Origin of the sequence: Phocaeicola dorei (assembly GCF_013009555.1) — a bacterium.
Classification (GTDB): Bacteria; Bacteroidota; Bacteroidia; order Bacteroidales; family Bacteroidaceae; genus Phocaeicola; species Phocaeicola dorei.
Genome location: NZ_CP046176.1, coordinates 3,819,974 through 3,837,726, shown reverse-complemented (window position 1 = coordinate 3,837,726; position 17,753 = coordinate 3,819,974). Strand labels below are relative to the sequence as shown.

The 17,753-nt window shown below is 37.1% G+C and carries 16 protein-coding genes; 10 read left to right on the top strand and 6 right to left on the bottom strand.

Features of this window, described 5'->3' with window-relative positions; all coding sequences use genetic code 11:
• The first annotated feature begins 139 nt into the window (after positions 1 to 139).
• Together GKD17_RS23835 and rprY are read left to right on the top strand one after the other, a co-directional pair.
• A complete protein-coding gene (locus tag GKD17_RS23835; protein ID WP_404932260.1) occupies positions 140 to 772 on the top strand; it encodes a sensor histidine kinase in 633 nt (210 codons plus the stop codon).
• A 1-nt stretch (position 773) separates the two neighbouring features.
• Positions 774 to 1,472, top strand: coding sequence for a response regulator transcription factor RprY (gene rprY, locus GKD17_RS16280; RefSeq protein WP_005841169.1), 699 nt, complete (start codon positions 774 to 776; stop codon positions 1,470 to 1,472).
• 470 nt (positions 1,473 to 1,942) lie between these two features.
• On the opposite strand, the gene GKD17_RS16275 is transcribed toward rprY, so the two are convergent.
• Together GKD17_RS16275 and GKD17_RS16270 are read right to left on the bottom strand one after the other, a co-directional pair.
• Entirely contained in the window at positions 1,943 to 2,125 is a 183-nt protein-coding gene (locus GKD17_RS16275) for a hypothetical protein (protein WP_005851190.1), read from the bottom strand.
• Between the two features lie 108 nt (positions 2,126 to 2,233).
• Positions 2,234 to 2,680 carry a MarR family winged helix-turn-helix transcriptional regulator gene (locus GKD17_RS16270; protein WP_005841174.1) on the bottom strand — a complete coding sequence of 149 codons (447 nt, stop codon included), beginning with the start codon at positions 2,678 to 2,680 and terminating at the stop codon, positions 2,234 to 2,236.
• Positions 2,681 to 2,889: 209 nt separating this feature from the next.
• On the opposite strand from GKD17_RS16270, the gene rpsF reads away from it, so the two are divergent.
• From rpsF to rplI, 3 genes are read left to right on the top strand one after another with little or no spacing between them, the layout of a single operon-like run.
• Positions 2,890 to 3,234: a 30S ribosomal protein S6 gene (gene rpsF, locus GKD17_RS16265; protein WP_007831842.1), complete on the top strand. Its 345-nt coding sequence runs from the start codon at positions 2,890 to 2,892 to the stop codon at positions 3,232 to 3,234.
• A 2-nt stretch (positions 3,235 to 3,236) separates the two neighbouring features.
• On the top strand, positions 3,237 to 3,506 hold the full coding sequence (gene rpsR / locus GKD17_RS16260) for a 30S ribosomal protein S18 (protein WP_005841178.1): 270 nt from the start codon (positions 3,237 to 3,239) through the stop codon (positions 3,504 to 3,506).
• Between the two features lie 15 nt (positions 3,507 to 3,521).
• Positions 3,522 to 3,965, top strand: coding sequence for a 50S ribosomal protein L9 (gene rplI / locus GKD17_RS16255; protein WP_007831845.1), 444 nt, complete (start codon positions 3,522 to 3,524; stop codon positions 3,963 to 3,965).
• A gap of 915 nt (positions 3,966 to 4,880) precedes the next feature.
• On the opposite strand, the gene GKD17_RS16250 is transcribed toward rplI, so the two are convergent.
• Together GKD17_RS16250 and GKD17_RS16245 are read right to left on the bottom strand one after the other, a co-directional pair.
• Positions 4,881 to 5,081, bottom strand: coding sequence for a PG1828 family lipoprotein (locus GKD17_RS16250; RefSeq protein WP_007831847.1), 201 nt, complete (start codon positions 5,079 to 5,081; stop codon positions 4,881 to 4,883).
• Between the two features lie 160 nt (positions 5,082 to 5,241).
• The gene (locus GKD17_RS16245; protein ID WP_007839880.1) at positions 5,242 to 6,915 is read right to left on the bottom strand and encodes a long-chain fatty acid--CoA ligase; all 1,674 of its coding nucleotides are present in this window, start codon (positions 6,913 to 6,915) and stop codon (positions 5,242 to 5,244) included.
• A 105-nt stretch (positions 6,916 to 7,020) separates the two neighbouring features.
• On the opposite strand from GKD17_RS16245, the gene mtaB reads away from it, so the two are divergent.
• The 3 genes from mtaB (at position 7,021) to GKD17_RS16230 (ending at position 10,337) form a co-directional block, all read left to right on the top strand.
• Positions 7,021 to 8,337: a tRNA (N(6)-L-threonylcarbamoyladenosine(37)-C(2))-methylthiotransferase MtaB gene (mtaB, locus tag GKD17_RS16240; RefSeq protein ID WP_007831849.1), complete on the top strand. Its 1,317-nt coding sequence runs from the start codon at positions 7,021 to 7,023 to the stop codon at positions 8,335 to 8,337.
• Positions 8,338 to 8,343: 6 nt separating this feature from the next.
• The gene (locus GKD17_RS16235; protein WP_007831850.1) at positions 8,344 to 9,369 is read left to right on the top strand and encodes a glycosyltransferase family 2 protein; all 1,026 of its coding nucleotides are present in this window, start codon (positions 8,344 to 8,346) and stop codon (positions 9,367 to 9,369) included.
• Positions 9,370 to 9,455: 86 nt separating this feature from the next.
• Entirely contained in the window at positions 9,456 to 10,337 is an 882-nt protein-coding gene (locus tag GKD17_RS16230) for an SPL family radical SAM protein (protein WP_007831852.1), read from the top strand.
• Positions 10,338 to 10,484: 147 nt separating this feature from the next.
• On the opposite strand, the gene folB is transcribed toward GKD17_RS16230, so the two are convergent.
• The gene (gene folB, locus GKD17_RS16225; protein ID WP_007831854.1) at positions 10,485 to 10,853 is read right to left on the bottom strand and encodes a dihydroneopterin aldolase; all 369 of its coding nucleotides are present in this window, start codon (positions 10,851 to 10,853) and stop codon (positions 10,485 to 10,487) included.
• 161 nt (positions 10,854 to 11,014) lie between these two features.
• Here folB and GKD17_RS16220 point away from each other — a divergent pair, with 161 nt between their 5' ends.
• Entirely contained in the window at positions 11,015 to 13,987 is a 2,973-nt protein-coding gene (locus GKD17_RS16220) for an AsmA family protein (protein WP_032935478.1), read from the top strand.
• Between the two features lie 91 nt (positions 13,988 to 14,078).
• Here GKD17_RS16220 and GKD17_RS16215 read toward each other — a convergent pair whose 3' ends face one another.
• Positions 14,079 to 16,625 carry an adenosylcobalamin-dependent ribonucleoside-diphosphate reductase gene (locus GKD17_RS16215; protein ID WP_007831860.1) on the bottom strand — a complete coding sequence of 849 codons (2,547 nt, stop codon included), beginning with the start codon at positions 16,623 to 16,625 and terminating at the stop codon, positions 14,079 to 14,081.
• Positions 16,626 to 16,968: 343 nt separating this feature from the next.
• Between GKD17_RS16215 and GKD17_RS16210 the strand changes: the two genes are divergently transcribed.
• Positions 16,969 to 17,709, top strand: a complete 741-nt coding sequence (locus GKD17_RS16210) for an NADPH-dependent oxidoreductase (protein ID WP_007831862.1) — start codon at positions 16,969 to 16,971, stop codon at positions 17,707 to 17,709.
• Positions 17,710 to 17,753: the final 44 nt, after the last annotated feature.

Sequence of the window (17,753 nt, the reverse complement as noted above, 5' to 3'; positions counted from 1 at the left end):
GATCTTCACATTTGTATTGCTTGTGACGTTCATTTTTACTATCTATATCATCTTCCGTCAGAAGAAGTTGACCGAGATAAAGAATGATTTCATAAATAATATGACACATGAATTCAAGACACCTATCTCTACCATATCGTTGGCAGCTCAGATGTTGAAAGATCCGGCAGTGGGAAAATCTCCTGCTATGTTCCAGCATATATCCGGAGTGATAAATGATGAAACCAAGCGTTTGCGTTTTCAAGTGGAAAAGGTGTTGCAGATGTCTATGTTCGAAAAGCAAAAAGCGACGCTGAAGATGAAAGAGGTGAATGCAAATGATTTGATAGCCGGTGTTGTCAATACTTTCACGTTGAAGGTAGAGAAATACAATGGTAAAATCACTTCGAATTTGGATGCGGTAAATCCGGATATATTTGTAGACGAGATGCATTTTACAAATGTTATTTTTAATTTGCTGGACAATGCAGTGAAATATAAAAAACAGGAAGGCGAATTGTTGTTGAATATACGTACTTGGAATGAATCGGGTAAGCTTTATATCTCTATCCAGGATAATGGAATAGGTATTAAGAAAGAAAACCTGAAGAAGATATTCGATAAATTCTATCGTGTGCATACTGGTAACCTGCACGATGTGAAAGGCTTTGGTTTGGGACTGGCTTATGTGAAAAAAATAATTCAAGATCACAAAGGGACTATACGTGCCGAGAGTGAATTGAATGTAGGAACTAAATTTATAATTGTATTACCTTTATTAAAAAATGAATAATATGGACGAGAAATTGCGTATCTTGTTATGCGAAGATGATGAGAATCTTGGCATGCTATTGAGAGAATATTTGCAGGCAAAAGGCTACTCGGCCGAACTTTGCCCGGATGGTGAGGCTGGCTACAAGGCTTTCCTTAAGAACAAATACGACTTATGTGTATTGGATGTGATGATGCCGAAGAAAGACGGGTTTACTTTAGCACAGGAAATTCGCCAGGCTAATGCTGAAATTCCTATTATCTTCTTGACTGCTAAAACTTTGAAAGAGGATATATTGGAAGGCTTCAAGATTGGTGCGGATGATTATATTACTAAACCGTTCAGTATGGAAGAGTTGACTTTCCGTATCGAGGCTATTTTGCGTCGTGTACGTGGTAAGAGAAACAAGGAAAGCAATATCTACAAGATTGGTCGTTTTACTTTTGATACTCAGAAACAAATTCTGGCTATCGATGGAAAACAGACTAAACTGACTACGAAAGAATCCGAATTATTGGGCTTGCTTTGTGCTCATGCTAATGAGATTCTGCAGCGTGATTTCGCATTGAAAACTATTTGGATTGATGATAATTATTTCAATGCACGAAGCATGGATGTGTATATTACTAAGTTGCGTAAACATTTGAAAGAAGATGATTCTATCGAGATTATCAATATCCACGGGAAGGGGTATAAACTGATTACTCCCGAAGTAGAATAAGAGGATATCTGATATTTAGTAGTAACATTTAGTTGCAAGTAGATGAAAAAATCAGCTCGTTCTTGAGAACGAGCTGATTTTTTGTGTAGAAATTATTGTTTAAAGTAGGTTGTAAAATTCATGTTATATTTCCGTCAAAAGCTTCATGTCTTTATAAATAGCTTATTATCAGATGATTAAGGTGAAGAATTCGTAGCTGGAAAGCTTCAGCTGTAAAAAATCCGTAAGCAAGACAGGGGAGTATGATCCGTAGTCAGAAAGAGTTAGTATTATGACTGTTTATGTTTGTGTCGGTTGAAAGATTACTAATGTTACAGTTGAAAGATATATAATCTAACAGGCATTACATATATAAAGATTAGAAGAAAAGGACTTTTCTTTTCGGCAATCTGGAATAAAGTGAGTAAAGTCGATAAAATAAAAAAGTCCGGAGTTCTACCCGGACTTTTTTATTTTTGTTCTCTTATACTTTAATCAACAATGCGTTTGTTTAATACAATATAAACGATTAAACCTATAACGATAAGGGCGGCACTTCCACCTAAAACACCGTTGTCGTTAATTGCTGCACTTCCGGTGAAGAAAACACCGACTAAAATAGCGGCGCCGATGATCATCAGTATCAGACCTAAATTCTTAAGTAAGCTTTTCATGTGTGTATTTTATTAATAGATTATATTTATTCTTGTGTACAAATTAAAGCATAATTCTCTTATCATGGAAATTATTTTAGGAAAAAAAGATGAAAACCTTGAAAAACTTTAGTCTTTGATGTTGGTGAATACCTTTCTTAATACATCTTGGCTGACTTTCAGTTCTTCCAATGTTAATCCTTGTAGTGCTTCTTTCAATGTCTTGTTTGCGATGAAACGTGCTTTACCTTCTAATTCTCTGCCGGTTTTGGTCAAATGAATTAAATTGGTGCGTCGATCTCTTTTGTCGGCGATGCGTACCACCAGATGCTGGCGTTCCATATTGTCTATTAAGCGGGTCATGCTGGGTTTGTCTTTAAAAGTGGCATTACATAGTTCTTGCTGTGTGACACCATCTTTTTCCCATAGAAAAAGAAGGACTGTCCACTGTTCAGGGGTAATTTCTACACCATTTTGGCGAAAATTCCGGCTTAGTTTCCGGTTGATGGCTGCAGATACTTTGCCATTTAATATGGCAAATATTAATTGGATATCAAAACTAAATTGTTCTATCATGGAATTATTGTTTAAACAACTTTGCAAATATACAATTCTTGGCGGATATAACTTATCTTTTACAGATAAAAAATATAAAAAGGAAGATTAATTGTAAAATGAAACTATATTTTTTGAAGAAAATTGCGATAACTCTTTGTAGATTAAGATAAAATATCTACTTTTGCACTCGCATTTGAAATTTAATTTAATAATTTAATAAACGTAGTATGAATCAATACGAAACCGTTTTCATTTTAACTCCCGTTTTATCTGACGTTCAGATGAAGGAAGCGGTAGAGAAATTCAAAGGTATTCTGACTGCAGAAGGTGCAGAGATTATCAATGAGGAAAACTGGGGCTTGAAAAAGCTGGCTTACCCCATCCAAAAAAAGTCAACTGGTTTCTATCAGTTGATAGAGTTCAAAGCAGAACCGCAGGTTATTAAAAAATTGGAAATTAACTTCCGTCGTGACGAACGTGTTATCCGTTTCTTAACTTTTAAGATGGATAAATACGCTGCTGAATATGCTGCTAAGAGAAGAAATGTTAAATCAACTAAAAAGGAGGATTAATCATGGCACAGCAACAATCAGAAATCAGATATTTAACTCCGCCCTCAGTAGACGTTAAGAAGAAAAAATACTGCCGTTTCAAAAAGAGTGGTATTAAGTACATTGATTACAAAGATCCTGAATTCTTGAAGAAATTCTTGAACGAACAGGGTAAGATCCTTCCTCGCCGTATTACAGGTACTTCTCTGAAGTTCCAACGTCGTATCGCGCAGGCTGTTAAAAGAGCACGTCACTTGGCGTTACTTCCATTTGTAACTGACATGATGAAATAATAAGGAGGAATAAGTATGGAAATAATTTTGAAAGAAGACGTAGTGAACTTAGGCTACAAAAATGATATTGTAACTGTGAAGTCTGGTTACGGTCGTAACTATCTTATTCCGACTGGTAAGGCAGTGATTGCTTCACCTTCAGCTAAGAAAATGTTGGCAGAAGAGCTGAAACAACGCGCTCACAAATTGGAAAAGATTAAGAAAGATGCTGAAGCTATGGCAGAACAGTTGAAGGATGTAACCTTGACTATTGCTACTAAAGTGAGTGCCACAGGTACTATCTTCGGCTCTGTTAGCAACATTCAAATTGCTGAAGAATTGGAAAAATTGGGTCATAAGGTTGACAGAAAGATTATCGTTGTGAAAGATGCAGTGAAAGAGATTGGTTCTTACAAAGCTATCGTTAAACTTCACAAGGAAGTTTCTGTAGAAATCCCGTTCGAAGTAGTTGCTGAATAAAATCTGTAAATACTTTAAAGTATAATGATGCTGAAAAAGCCCGGTTCGTAAGAGCCGGGCTTTTTCTTTTTAATATGTTTGATTTGTTAATTCAATCGTTTCTTTTATAATTTTTTGAGGAGTGGTAAAAGGATTTTCGTCAAAAGTGTTTGGCATAGTGAGGATCAGTTGTTTGATATCATATTCTTGTATCCTAGCTACCCATACTTTATAAATATTGTTATAATTTTTATGAATATTATAAATGGTTAGGTGAGAGAAGTAGCTGGTTATATAATCTTGTTTGTATTTATAATAGTCTTTGTTGTCCTCAGTTATTTTTCTACATCCTTTTATAGGTTTGTAAAAGTTTTGAAATGAACTCTTTGTCAGGTATCTGTTGCATCAATGCTGAACTTTTCAGTACTTCTAGCACATCTTCCGAATACTCATAATCTTTTACGCAAAAGGAGAATTGGCATTGTTTTTTAAAATAGAAGCTTTAGTTGTTTGAAGTGAATCCTGTTTTACGTTAGCAATCGGAAGAAACTGATTTCATTTAAATACGCGACTTTGGCCTGATTGATACTTTTCAAATTTTCTTCTAATTCCATTTTTATCATTTGCATACTTTCTTTTATCTGCTTTTCTTGTGAGGAATTGCTTATGAAATCAGTTCGGCAAGAGTGATAAATACTCCAGTGATAACAATAGATAATTCACGGAAATAGTTTCCCAACTTCCAGTTTTGAAGTGTTTCTTTTAGATTTGTCTTTTTCATATCCTGTTTTTGTTTGTGGTTTGAGAAACAAAAGTAGATAATTTGTATTGCAAAACGATGGAATATTGGCAGAAAAGGGAGGAGTAAAGACATAAAAAAAGTCTGTTGCGCTTTCGCACGGCAGACTTTCAATTCTCTTTAGAGTTCGTACTGAATTATTCAGCTTTAGTAGAGTCACAGCAAGCAGCTGTAGAGTCACAAGCAGCTGAATCTGCTACAACTTCTTCTACAACAGCAGCTTCTTCTACTACTGCAACTGAATCAGTTGCTTCTGTGTTGTTGTTAGCAGCTTTGTTTCCGCAAGATGCGAAAGATACAGCTGCGAAGGCTACGAACAAAAATACTAATTTTTTCATTTTCTTTGCTTTTTAAATCTGTAATACTAATGTTGCTTTCTTAAAACGATGCAAAGGTATACACTTTTTCAATACGTTGTACCAAAAAGAACAACTTTTTTTCTAGTTTTTTATGTTATACAACCTATTTTGCTGATTAGTAGCATGTTTTATAACATATTTATTCTTCAGTAATGCTGTTATATAAGAATCGTTTGATGCTTTTTTTGGGAGTTTTTTCGAACTCTGTAGGATAAAGTTGTATTTTACTCACTTGTTCATAATTTCCTACCAGTTTATTCAGATTCTTCAAGTTTTCATCCATTACTGTTTTTAGGTTTTCGGGGGTATTGAGTCCCAGACTGTCCAGACTTTCATAATCAGGATATACTAAAGCTACCAGTTTCTTGTTGCGCTCTATGATTAAACTTTCTAGAACGAATGGCATATTATTTAGTTTGGATTCTATCTCTTCAGGAAAAATATTCTGTCCATTAGAACTCAGAAGCATGGTTTTACTACGGCCTCTTATATAAATGAATCCGTTAGCATCTATTGTACCTAAATCGCCTGTTTTCAACCAACCATCTTCGGTAAATACCTCACGGGTAGCTTCTTCATTCTTATAATAACCTTTCATTACGTTTTCACCACATACCTGTATTTCTCCAGTAATGTTATAGGGATCATCCGAGTCGATACGGACTTTCATGATATCCAGTATCTTTCCGGCAGAACCAGGTATAAATTCATTCCATGGAGCATAACTGATCAGTGGGGCACATTCGGTCATTCCGTAACCGATGGTGAACGGAAATTTTATTTTGTAGAAAAAATCGGTGACTTCCGGGTTCATGGCAGCTCCACCGATAATGACTTCTTTAAAACGTCCGCCTAATGCGTCAATCAGTTTTTTGCGAATTTGTGCATAAATCTGGTTGTCTAGTAAAGGTATGTTAAGCGCCCATTTCATGCTGCGTTTGTTAATGAGCGGCTGAATTACATTCTTATAAATTTTTTCTATAACCAATGGTACTGTAATAATAAGGTTGGGTCTTACCTCCTCAAAAGCTTTCATCAATATTTTGGGAGAAGGTGTCTTTCCTAATAAGGTGACATGTGTACCGACAGCAGTAGCGGTTAGAAAATCAAAAGCACATCCGTATGCATGGGCCAAGGGAAGGAAGGAAAGTACTTTTTCTCCTTTCTTTAAAAGTTCTGTACGGATACCAAAGGTAACGTTTCCTGCCAGATTATTGCCCGTAATCATTACTCCTTTACTGAATCCGGTAGTTCCTGAAGTATAATTCAGTAACATGACCTTCTCGTTGGAGAGTTCTGTGTAATTGATATTTTCCTTATAGAAGCCTTTGGGGAAGTTCTTTCTCATAGCTGCATCAATATTCTTCATGAATTTTTGGACGGTTTCACCGTCACGTTGATGCAGGCATCTGAAATCCGTTAGAGAAAATACAGCGCGTAATCCACTTAATGCCTCTTCTTCCAAATTTTCCCAAATATTATCGCTGGTAAACAGAAATGTGGATTCAGAATGATTTACAATATGATGGACATCATTTGGCTTGAAGTCTTGTAAAATAGGAACTACAATAGCTCCGTATGTAACAGTTGCCAAATAAGCGATACACCAACGGGAGGTATTCTTACCTATAATAGATATTTTATCGCCACGGCGCAGGCTGCAATATTGGAATAATAAGTGTATCTTAGCTATTTCTTCCGCTACTTGTCCGTATGTAAACGTGGTATCTTCACCATAATCTGTGTAACAGGGCAGATCCCAGTTTTCTTTGAAGCTATTCTCATATAGCTTGATAAAGTTTTCTTTTATCATTGCACAATTTTTGATGTAATGTGCAAAAATAAGCATAATTATTGGTATTCTAAAGAATTTAAGCAGAATAATATGTACCTTTGCTCGCTAATTAGATAAAAAGGTATGATTGATACGATAATTTTCCAGGATAAAACGGCTGTTTATTATACATTAGGCTGCAAATTAAACTTTTCAGAAACTTCAACCATCGGTAAAACACTGAAAGAAGCAGGTATACGTACAGCACGTAAGGGTGAGAAAGCTGATATTTGTGTTATTAATACTTGCTCTGTGACCGAGGTTGCGGATAAGAAATGCCGTCAAGCCATTCATCGTTTGGTTAAACAGCATCCGGGTGCCTATGTAGTAGTGACGGGATGCTATGCCCAGTTAAAACCTGACCAGGTGGCTAATATAGAAGGTGTGGATGTTGTTTTGGGAGCTGAACAAAAAGGAGAGTTGATGAATTATCTCGGAAATTTGGAAAAGCATCCTCAAGGTGAGGCGATTACGACAGCTGCAAAAGACATACGTAGTTTTTCACCTTCGTGTTCTAGAGGTGACCGTACTCGTTATTTTCTGAAAGTGCAGGATGGTTGCGATTATTTCTGCTCTTATTGTACAATTCCGTTTGCTCGTGGGCGTAGCCGTAACGGACGTATTGAAGAGATTGTGGAACAGGCACGGCAGGCTGCTGCTGAGGGAGGAAAAGAAATTGTTATTACTGGGGTGAATATTGGAGACTTCGGAAAGACAACCGGTGAAAGTTTCTTTGATCTGGTAAAGGCTTTAGATCAGGTGGCAGGGATTGAACGTTATCGTATCTCGTCTATTGAACCCAACTTGTTAACGGATGAAATAATAGAATATGTGTCACGTTCACGTGCATTCATGCCGCATTTTCATATTCCTTTGCAGTCGGGCAGCGATGATGTGCTGAAATTGATGAGACGTCGATATGATACCGCATTGTTTGCTTCCAAGATACGCAAAATTAGGGAGATCATGCCGAATGCGTTTATTGGCGTGGATGTAATTGTGGGAACACGTGGTGAAACAGAGGAATATTTTGAAGATGCTTATCATTTTATTGAAGGGCTTGATGTGACGCAGTTACATGTTTTCACTTATTCGGAGCGTCCCGGTACGCAGGCCTTGAAAATAGAGTATGTAGTGAGTCCTGAGGAGAAACATCGCCGTAGTCAGAGATTGTTGGTTTTATCTGATGAGAAGACAAAGGCGTTCTATACCTCTCATATAGGAAAAGAAGCTTGGGTATTAATGGAAAAATCTAAGGTTGGCACTCCTATGCATGGATTTACTGATAATTATATCCGGGTGGAGATGGACCACGATGATCAATTGGATAATCAGTTGATTCGTGTAAGAATGGGAGGCTTTAATGAAGAGGGTACAGCGTTGAAGGGTGTTTTAGTCTGAAAAGAAATGAAAAGGGTGTCTGTTGTCATATTGAATTGGAATGGGGTAGATATGCTCCGTAAGTTTATGCCTTCTGTTATAGATAATTCAGTAGGAGAGGGGATTGAAATTTGTGTGGCTGATAATGCGTCCTCTGATGGGTCGCTTGAAATGCTTCGTACTGAATTTCCTGTAGTCCGTTTGATTGAGTTGGATCGAAATTATGGCTTTGCCGAAGGATATAACCGGGCTTTGGCGCAAGTTGATGCAGAATATGTAGTTTTACTGAATAGCGATGTGGAGGTTACTTCGCATTGGTTGGAACCTTTGTTGGATTATATGGATACCCATTCCGGAACAGTTGCCTGTCAACCTAAACTGTTAAGTTGGCATAATAAGGAATATTTCGAATATGCCGGAGCGTCGGGGGGATTTATTGATCGATATGGATATCCTTTTTGCAGAGGGCGTATTTTTGATGTTGTTGAAAAGGACTGCGGACAGTATGATACGGTAACGGAGGTGATGTGGGTAACGGGGGCCGCTCTTTTTATCCGGTTGGCTGATTATCGTGAAGTTGGAGGGTTGGATGATCATTTTTTTGCTCACATGGAAGAAATTGACTTGTGTTGGCGTTTGCGCAGCCGGGGAAAAAAGCTTGTCTGTATTCCGCAAAGTGTGGTATATCACGTAGGAGGGGCTACGTTGAAAAAAGAAAATCCGAGAAAGACTTTTCTGAATTTCAGAAATAATCTGTTGATGCTTTATAAGAATTTGCCGGATAAGGAGTTAGAACATGTACTTTTTATACGTGGTATACTGGATAGAGTAGCTGCCCTTGTTTTTTATCTGAAAAAGGATAGAGCGAATGCGCGTGCTGTAATGCAGGCGAGGAGAGAATTTGAGGATATAAGATATTCTTTTGCTGCTTCTCGTATAGAAAATATAATGAAGTCTACAGATGAAATGATCCCGGAACGGACTCATTTTAGTATTCTTATGAAATATTATTTGTTGGGTAAAAAACATTTCTCTCAGTTGAAACTTTTTTAAATTGCTTCTCTTTATATTTCTTTTTATAGCATTATTCCCGTATCTTTGTTTGGTGAAATTGGATCAAAAAAGAAAAGGAGCTGTAAATGAATGTTCATGAGGTGAAATCTATTGAAACAAAGTCTATTCTGTCACGTTTGAAAAGTAAAGATAATTATTGGGGTATTGCTTATAACATGAATTTGTATAGAGGGTGCCAACATGGTTGCATTTATTGTGATACACGTAGTTGTTGCTATGGTATTGGTGATATTTCTCATATTTCTGTAAAGAAGAATGCTTTGGAATTACTGGATCATGAACTGGGAACGAAACGTGGAAAAGCGACCATTGGTACAGGCTCAATGAACGATCCTTATATGCCGTTGGAAAAACAGATGAAGCTGACTGGAGGTGCGTTGGAACTTATTGCCAAACATCGTTTTCCTGTTCATGTGATAACAAAGAGTAGTCTTGTGACTCGTGATGCCGATTTATTGCAGGATATAGGGCGCACTTATGCTGCCGTTAGTTTTACTATCACTACAGCGGATGACGAGATGGCGCGAAAACTGGAGCCTAACGCACCGACCTCTTCCGAGCGTTTTAAGGCGATGAAGATATTGTCCGATCGGGGTATATATACAGGAGTGGCATTGATGCCTGTTTTGCCTTTTATAAATGATTCTATAGAAGATATTGAGGAAATAGTGGAGAAGGCTGCCGAAGCGGGAGCGTCCTATGTGCTTCCTTTGTTTGGGGTAACTTTAAGACGGGGCTCCCGTGATTATTTTTATGATAAGGTAGAGCAGATTTTTCCAAAGATGGCCAAGCGATATCAAACTTATTTTGAAGACCGTTCTGAATGCACTTCTCCTAATGCACCCTATTTGAATGAGGTCTTTTATCGCAGAATAGAAACATTAGGAATCAGTGCTACCATGAAATTCTATCATTCTGAAGGAAGAAAACAACTTTCTTTATTTTAGTAAGTAGAGCCATGAACATTGTCTGCATATTCATTATTATTGGTTTGTGTTGTTATTTGCATGATAGTATATTTGCCTTTTAAGAGGTAGGCATACAATAGGGTAAATTTTTAATTAAATGACTGGATGTTTGTCAGATAATTTTTTTCATCGTGTATAATGTACTTCTACTCCAACATTTCTGCAATCACTTCCCATAGGCGGATTTTCTTTTGATAACCGGATGATTATTTCCTGAATAGTTGGAAATTCACTAAATAGTCTTTGCCCTATGCGTTCACAGACATGTTCTAAAAGTTTGGATGAAGCTTTCATTTCTTTTTTGACAACTGCATATATATCAGCATAACTTACGGTACCTTTCAGTTCGTCTGTTTGTGCTGCATGGGTGAAATCAGTTCTTAGTTTTAAATCAATTATAAAATTAGCTCCTACTATTGTTTCTTGTGGATCGACTCCGTGGTGAGCGAAAAACTTGGCACCTTCCAAATAAATATACATAGATGTTGCTTTCATATTTTTTCAGTTTGAAAAACAAAAGTAGAACTTTCACTTCATATCTCAAAATTAAAAATTATTGTTCTTGTTTTCTTTTTTATCTGTTTTATTGGTCTATTTTATAGTATTAACACGAAATAGAGTCGATGGCATGGGTGTTTTCATTAATTTCGCATAATATGGAAAGAAGGATTCGTAAATTAATAAGGGTAAGTGCCATTACAGTGGGAGCCTTGCTGTTTACTGCGTTTGTGGTAGTGGCTTTTGTGATTAACTATGTATTTACATCAGATAAATTAACTCCAGTAGTGTTGAATGTTGCTAATCGTTTACTGGATGCTGATTTGAAGATAGAAAGAGTCGAATTGACTTTCTTTTCTACTTTTCCTCAATTTGGGTTAAAAGTTGATGAAGGTTTTTTGGTTTCTAAGGTCTTGAACGATAGTCTTCCACAAAAAACTGATTCTTTATTGGCATTTAAAGAATGTGTGTTGACAGTAAATCCTTTGGATTATTTTTTGAAAAATAAGATTAGTGTCCATAATCTATCTTTGAAGAATGTTGCTGTTTATGCTTATCGAAATAAAACAGGTAAGGCAAATTGGGAGATTGTGAAAACTTCTTCGGATACATTGGCTGTGGAAAAAGATACTATTCCACAAAATAAATTTGATAGCGAGATAGATATCCGTCAGGTTGAATTAGAACATGTCAATTTGATTTTTGACGATCGTAATACAGAGGTTTATTCACGTATAGATGATGCTGATTTGCGCCTAAAACTGGCGTTGACAAAAGGAGCTTCTTCATTGGGAGTAGAATTTGAAAATAAAAATATTCTTTTTTGGCAGCAAGGTGAATTATTGATTAATAAAGTAGCCGTTTTCTTGCAGACTGATATTGAGGTAGACAGGTCTACGGCATTGTGGACATTGAAAAATACAGGGTTGACTATAAATGGTATCCGGATGGATGTAAACGGTGAATTAAGACGTGATACAGTTACAAAAACGGTGGGTATGAACTTGAAATATGGATTACATGCACCTTCCATGGAAACCGTTATGAATATGATTCCCGAGGCTTATGTGAAACGTGGACAAATTTCGGCAAAAGGTGAGGTTAAAGTTAATGGAACATTGGAAGGTAATTATGGAAACAAGCAGCTTCCGGCGATATCATTGAATATAAAGATAAATGATGCATCCGCCCGATATGAAGGACTTCCTTATGGTATTGATAATTTTACGGCTGATTTTGAATCGTATATTGATTTGATGCGTCGCAACCCTTCTTTTTTGAACTTGAAAATTCTTCATTTTGAGGGAGTACATACTAAGATTCTAGCAGATGCGAAAGTGGAGGATTTATTGATAGATCCATTTATAACGCTTCATACTGAATCTACTGTTGACCTGGATGCTTTAGCTAAAACCTTTCCTTTGCAGGAAAGTGTAACTATCCGCGGTAAATTAGATGCGGGTTTAAACTTAAAATGCCGTCTCTCTTCTTTGAAAAAACAGGATATTGGGCGTATCAGGTTAGGTGGAAGATTGGCTTTAAAGGATTTTGAATTAAAAGATACTGCAAAGAATTTTAATTTTTTAGGTAATGCCGATTTAAAATTCAGTGATAGTGAAACTTTGCAAGCTGAATTGGAAATCAGAGAAATACTATTGAATAGTAGGAAATTATCTTCAGAGATAGATCGGATGAAAGCGAAGGTTGTTTCAACCAATCCTCAAGATACCACAAAGATTGTTACTTTACAATGTGAATTGGAAATGAATAAATTGCGTGCGAATATAGGAGATTTGCTCAAAATATATAGTGGCAAGACTACTGGAACTGGCGAACTTGCTCCGAAGGAACAAAATCCGGCGATGCCGATGATTAATTTTTCCATGCGTACGGATTCTCTTTTCTTTAATGCTAACGAAACGAAATTAGCATTAGGCGTGGCAGGCATAAAAGTGAAATTAGAAAAGAAAAATGATTCGTTATGGACACCTCGGGGGATTATCGGTTTTGATAGGTTGTTGGTACGTGCTCCTGAATTTGGTTTACCTCTGCGAGTACGTAAGACAGCTGTAACAATAGATGGTCCGAGAATAACATTAAGAAATGCTTCTTTGAAAATAGGGCATTCAGATATGGTTGCTACCGGGGAGGTAATAGGATTATATCGTGCGATGGCTAAAAATGAAATTTTAAAAGCGCGTTTAGCAATATCTTCTGAGATGATTGATTGTAACCAATTGATTAATTCATTCTCTTTATCTGAAGATTCAGCATCTGTGGCGGTGACAGATACAGTGCCTCCAACAGAAATGAAGCTGTTTGTGTTGCCGGGTAATTTGGATTTTGAATTACAGACAGATTTGAAAAAAGTAGTGTTTGAACAGGTGGAATTTGAAGATGTGTGTGGAAAGGTGGATTTGAAAAATCGTACATTACATTTAAGGAATTTGGGAATGCGTGCATTAGACGCTGATATGAAGGCCGTTATGGTATACCGTGCGGATTCAGTCAGAGGAGGATATACAGGCTTTGACTTTAAAATTAGGGATATAAATATAGCTAAGCTGGTAGATTTTATACCTTCAATGGATACCATTGTACCTATGTTGAGATCTTTTAAAGGAAGGGTTCAGTTTGATGTGGCTGCAGAGGCACGTCTGGATTCAAATATGAATATTCGTATACCTACTTTACGTTCGGCCATGCATATAAAAGGGGACAGCTTAGTATTGATGGATGGTGAAACCTTTGCCGAAATATCAAAGATGTTGATGTTCAAAAATAAAAAGAAGAATGTATTTGATAGTATTTCGGTTAATATAGTTGTCAATGACGGTAGTGTTCTTGTTTATCCATTTCAAGTGTCTATAGATCGTTATAAAGCTGCTATAGGGGGAGAGCAAGGGTTGGATATGAATTTTAAATATCATATATCCATTTTGAAGTCACCCTTGCCCTTTAAGGTCGGAGTGAATATTTCCGGTAATCTGGATAAGATGAAAATACGCGTAGGTAAAGCTAAATATAAAGATGATGTGACTCCTGCTGCCATTCATAAAGTAGATAGTACGCGTATGGATTTGGGAAGGCGTATTGTGGAACGGTTTCACCGTATTGTAGGGGTGAGATAGAAAAAGAATTTACTTGGTTTATATAAAAAGCTCCTTCATGACTTTCGTGAAGGAGCTTTTCTTTTGTGTTGTTACATTATATAATAAACCATTATCCACATCTTGATGTGCCACAAGTCTTGCAGATCAAGCATCCTTCTTGATATACGAGAGTTTCGTTGCCGCAATTGGGACATTTTTGTCCTTCAGCACTAGTACCATCTGTTACATATTTTTTCAGTGCTCGTTCTACACCGTTTTTCCATGTGTTAATGTTTTCACTGTCAAGTTGCAGAGAATCTACCAGTTTGATAACACGATCAATAGGCATCCTCCAACGAAGTACACCCGAAATTAATTTTGCATAGTTCCAATATTCCTTGTTGAACTTTTCGGACAAACCTTCAATGGTTGTTTTATATCCACGTTTGTTTTCGAACTGGAAATCATATCGTTTGTTGCCTTCTTCATCAATGTTTTTGATGATGCGTCCGGTAGTGACTGATTTGGGCAATGAAATACCTTCTTCATCATCTTGCAGACCGGTAAAGATCTCGTATGGATGTCCATCCAACAAGCCTACAAATGCGACCCATTTTTCTTTGTTGTTTTGGAAGCGTACTACTTCCGCTTCCAGTACTTTGGGGCGCACTTCTACTACCGTAGGTGGTTTGCAAGGAGGAAGTTCTTCTTTTTTGTCTTTCTTGTCCTTTTTGGTAGAAAGTAAAACTCCAGAGCGAGAGCCATCACGATAAACGGTACATCCTTTACATCCTGAACGCCATGCCTCTACATACAAGCGGTTTACCAATGCTTCATCTACGTCATTGGGCAAATTGATAGTTACACTGATTGAATGGTCAACCCATTTTTGGATGCGTCCTTGCATTTTTACTTTCATCAGCCAGTCTACATCATTTGATGTGGCTTTATAATAAGGTGACTTTTCTACCAATTCATCAATCTCTTCTTGCGTATAACGCTTGGTGGGATCGTAACCGTTTACTGTCATCCATTCCACAAATTTATGGTGGAATATAATATATTCCTCAAATGCATCTCCTGTTTCATCTACAAAATCTACATGAGTCTGAGGATCATTCGGATTGACTTTTCTTCTACGTTTGTATACCGGCATAAATACCGGCTCTATGCCAGAAGTTGTTTGGGTCATTAGGCTGGTAGTTCCAGTGGGGGCTATGGTCAAGCAGGCAATATTACGTCGTCCGTATTTTTTCATCTCCTCATATAAATTAGGATCAGCTTCTTTTAAACGGTTGATAAACGGATTATTTTTTTCTCGTTCACTGTCATAGATAGCGAATGCTCCACGTTCTTTCGCCATGTTAACAGATGAACGATAGGCTTCCAGAGCGATTGTTTTATGTACTTGTTCAGAAAACTCTGTTGCGTCTTCTGTTCCGTAGCGTAACCCCATAGCGGCAAGCATATCCCCTTCAGCTGTGATACCGACACCTGTACGTCTGCCCTGTCCGCTCTTTTTATAAATCTTTTCCCATAAATGTTTCTCTGCTTCTTTTACTTCCTCACTTTCAGGATCGGAATCGATTTTAGCTATGATCTTCTCGATTTTTTCTAGTTCCAAGTCAATAATGTCATCCATAATGCGCTGGGCCAATGCTACATGCTTTTTGAACAAGTCGAAATCAAAGTAAGCATCCCTTGTATAAGGGTTTACTACATATGAGTATAAGTTGATAGCTAATAAACGACAAGAATCGTAGGGACACAGAGGAATTTCACCACAAGGATTGGTAGAAACTGTACGATACCCTAAGTCGGCATAACAGTCTGGCACGGATTCACGTATAATGGTGTCCCAGAATAATACACCGGGTTCAGCAGACTTCCATGCATTATGGACAATCTTTTTCCATAAAGCAGATGCGTCAATTTCTTTCGTGAAAACAGGTTGATCGGAATCTACCGGATATTGCTGTTTGTAAGGAGTGCCATTTACAGCTGCCTGCATAAATGCATCATCTAGTTTCACGGATACATTAGCACCGGTTACTTTGCCTTCGGTCATTTTGGCGTCAATAAATGCCTCCGAGTCTGGATGTTTGATGGATACGCTTAACATTAAAGCACCACGACGCCCGTCTTGTGCTACTTCACGTGTTGAATTGGAATAGCGTTCCATGAAAGGCACCAGTCCGGTTGAGGTCAGTGCTGAATTTTTAACTGGGGAACCTTTAGGTCGTATATGAGATAAATCATGTCCTACGCCACCACGACGTTTCATTAATTGTACTTGTTCTTCATCAATGCGGATTATAGCTCCGTATGAGTCGGCTGCTCCATCAATTCCAATGACAAAGCAGTTCGATAAGGAAGCCACTTGAAAATCGTTCCCGATACCTGTCATGGGACTACCTTGCGGAACAATGTACTTAAAGTGATCCAATAACTCGTAAAGCTGCTGTGCGTTTAATCCGTTCTTATATTTTGCTTCAATGCGGGCTACTTCATTTGCAATGCGCCAATGCATGTCTTCGGGAGACTTTTCGAAAATGTTCCCGAAAGAATCTTTTACTGCATATTTGTTTACCCAAACCCTTGCAGCAAGTTCATCACCTTTGAAGTATTGTAAAGATGCTTCAAAAGCTTCGTCATAGGTGTACGTTTGTTTTTCCACTTTTATTTTTAGATTTACTATAATATCAATAAGTTGTTTTAGTGTAGAAGCCGCAACTCATTATAACAAAAGTTTCGGCAAAGCTATATATGTTTTTTCAATTAACAAAATAAAAAGTAGATAAGTTTTCAACAAATTGAAAGTTATCCAAAAATATTTGTTAATTTATTGATTATCAAAAGATATATGTGTTGGTTTATTTACGGAAGTTTTCTATTTTGAAAATTTCAATGAAGGAAATAAGTGATTGACTAGTTGAAAAGACCAAATTCTTAGCATATATTATTTTGCAAAAAATGAATTATTACTCTTTTCTTTTTTTATCTTTGCAAGAAAAATATATATGGAATCGATAAATAATAGACGGACGATCCGTAAATATAAGCAGGAAGATATTTCTGCTTCTTTGTTAAATGATTTGCTTGAAAAGGCATTCCGTGCTTCTACAATGGGCAATATGCAATTATATAGTGTGATTGTGACCCGTGACAAGCAGATGAAAGAGAGATTGGCACCTGCTCATTTTAATCAACCGATGGTAACAGGTGCTCCGGTTGTACTGACTTTTTGTGCGGATTTTAACCGTTTTAGCAAATGGTGCAGAGGGCGTAAGGCGGTACCGGGTTATGACAATCCCATTTCTTTTCTGAATGCTGCTACGGATGCATTACTTGTGACTCAGAACTTTTGTACATTGGCGGAGGAAAATGGATTAGGTATTTGTTATTTGGGAACAACGATTTATAATCCTGATCAAATTATTGATATTCTTCGGTTGCCGGAATTGGTTATGCCAGTGGCTACTATTACAGTAGGATATCCGGACGAATGTCCTTCACAAGTCGATCGTCTTCCTATAGAGGGTATTTTGCATGAAGAAGTATATCATGATTATACCAAAGAAGATATTGATCGTATCTATAGATATAAAGAGTCACTTCCGGAAAATCATCAGTTTATTAAAGAAAATCATAAAGAAACATTGGCTCAGGTATTTACTGAGGTCAGATACAAGAAGTCGGATAATGAATGCATGTCTGTAACTTTGAAAGAAACCTTGAAGAAACAGGGCTTTGAAAAATGAGTTACCGGAAACTATTAACCTTAAAACTACAGAAGTGCGCAGAG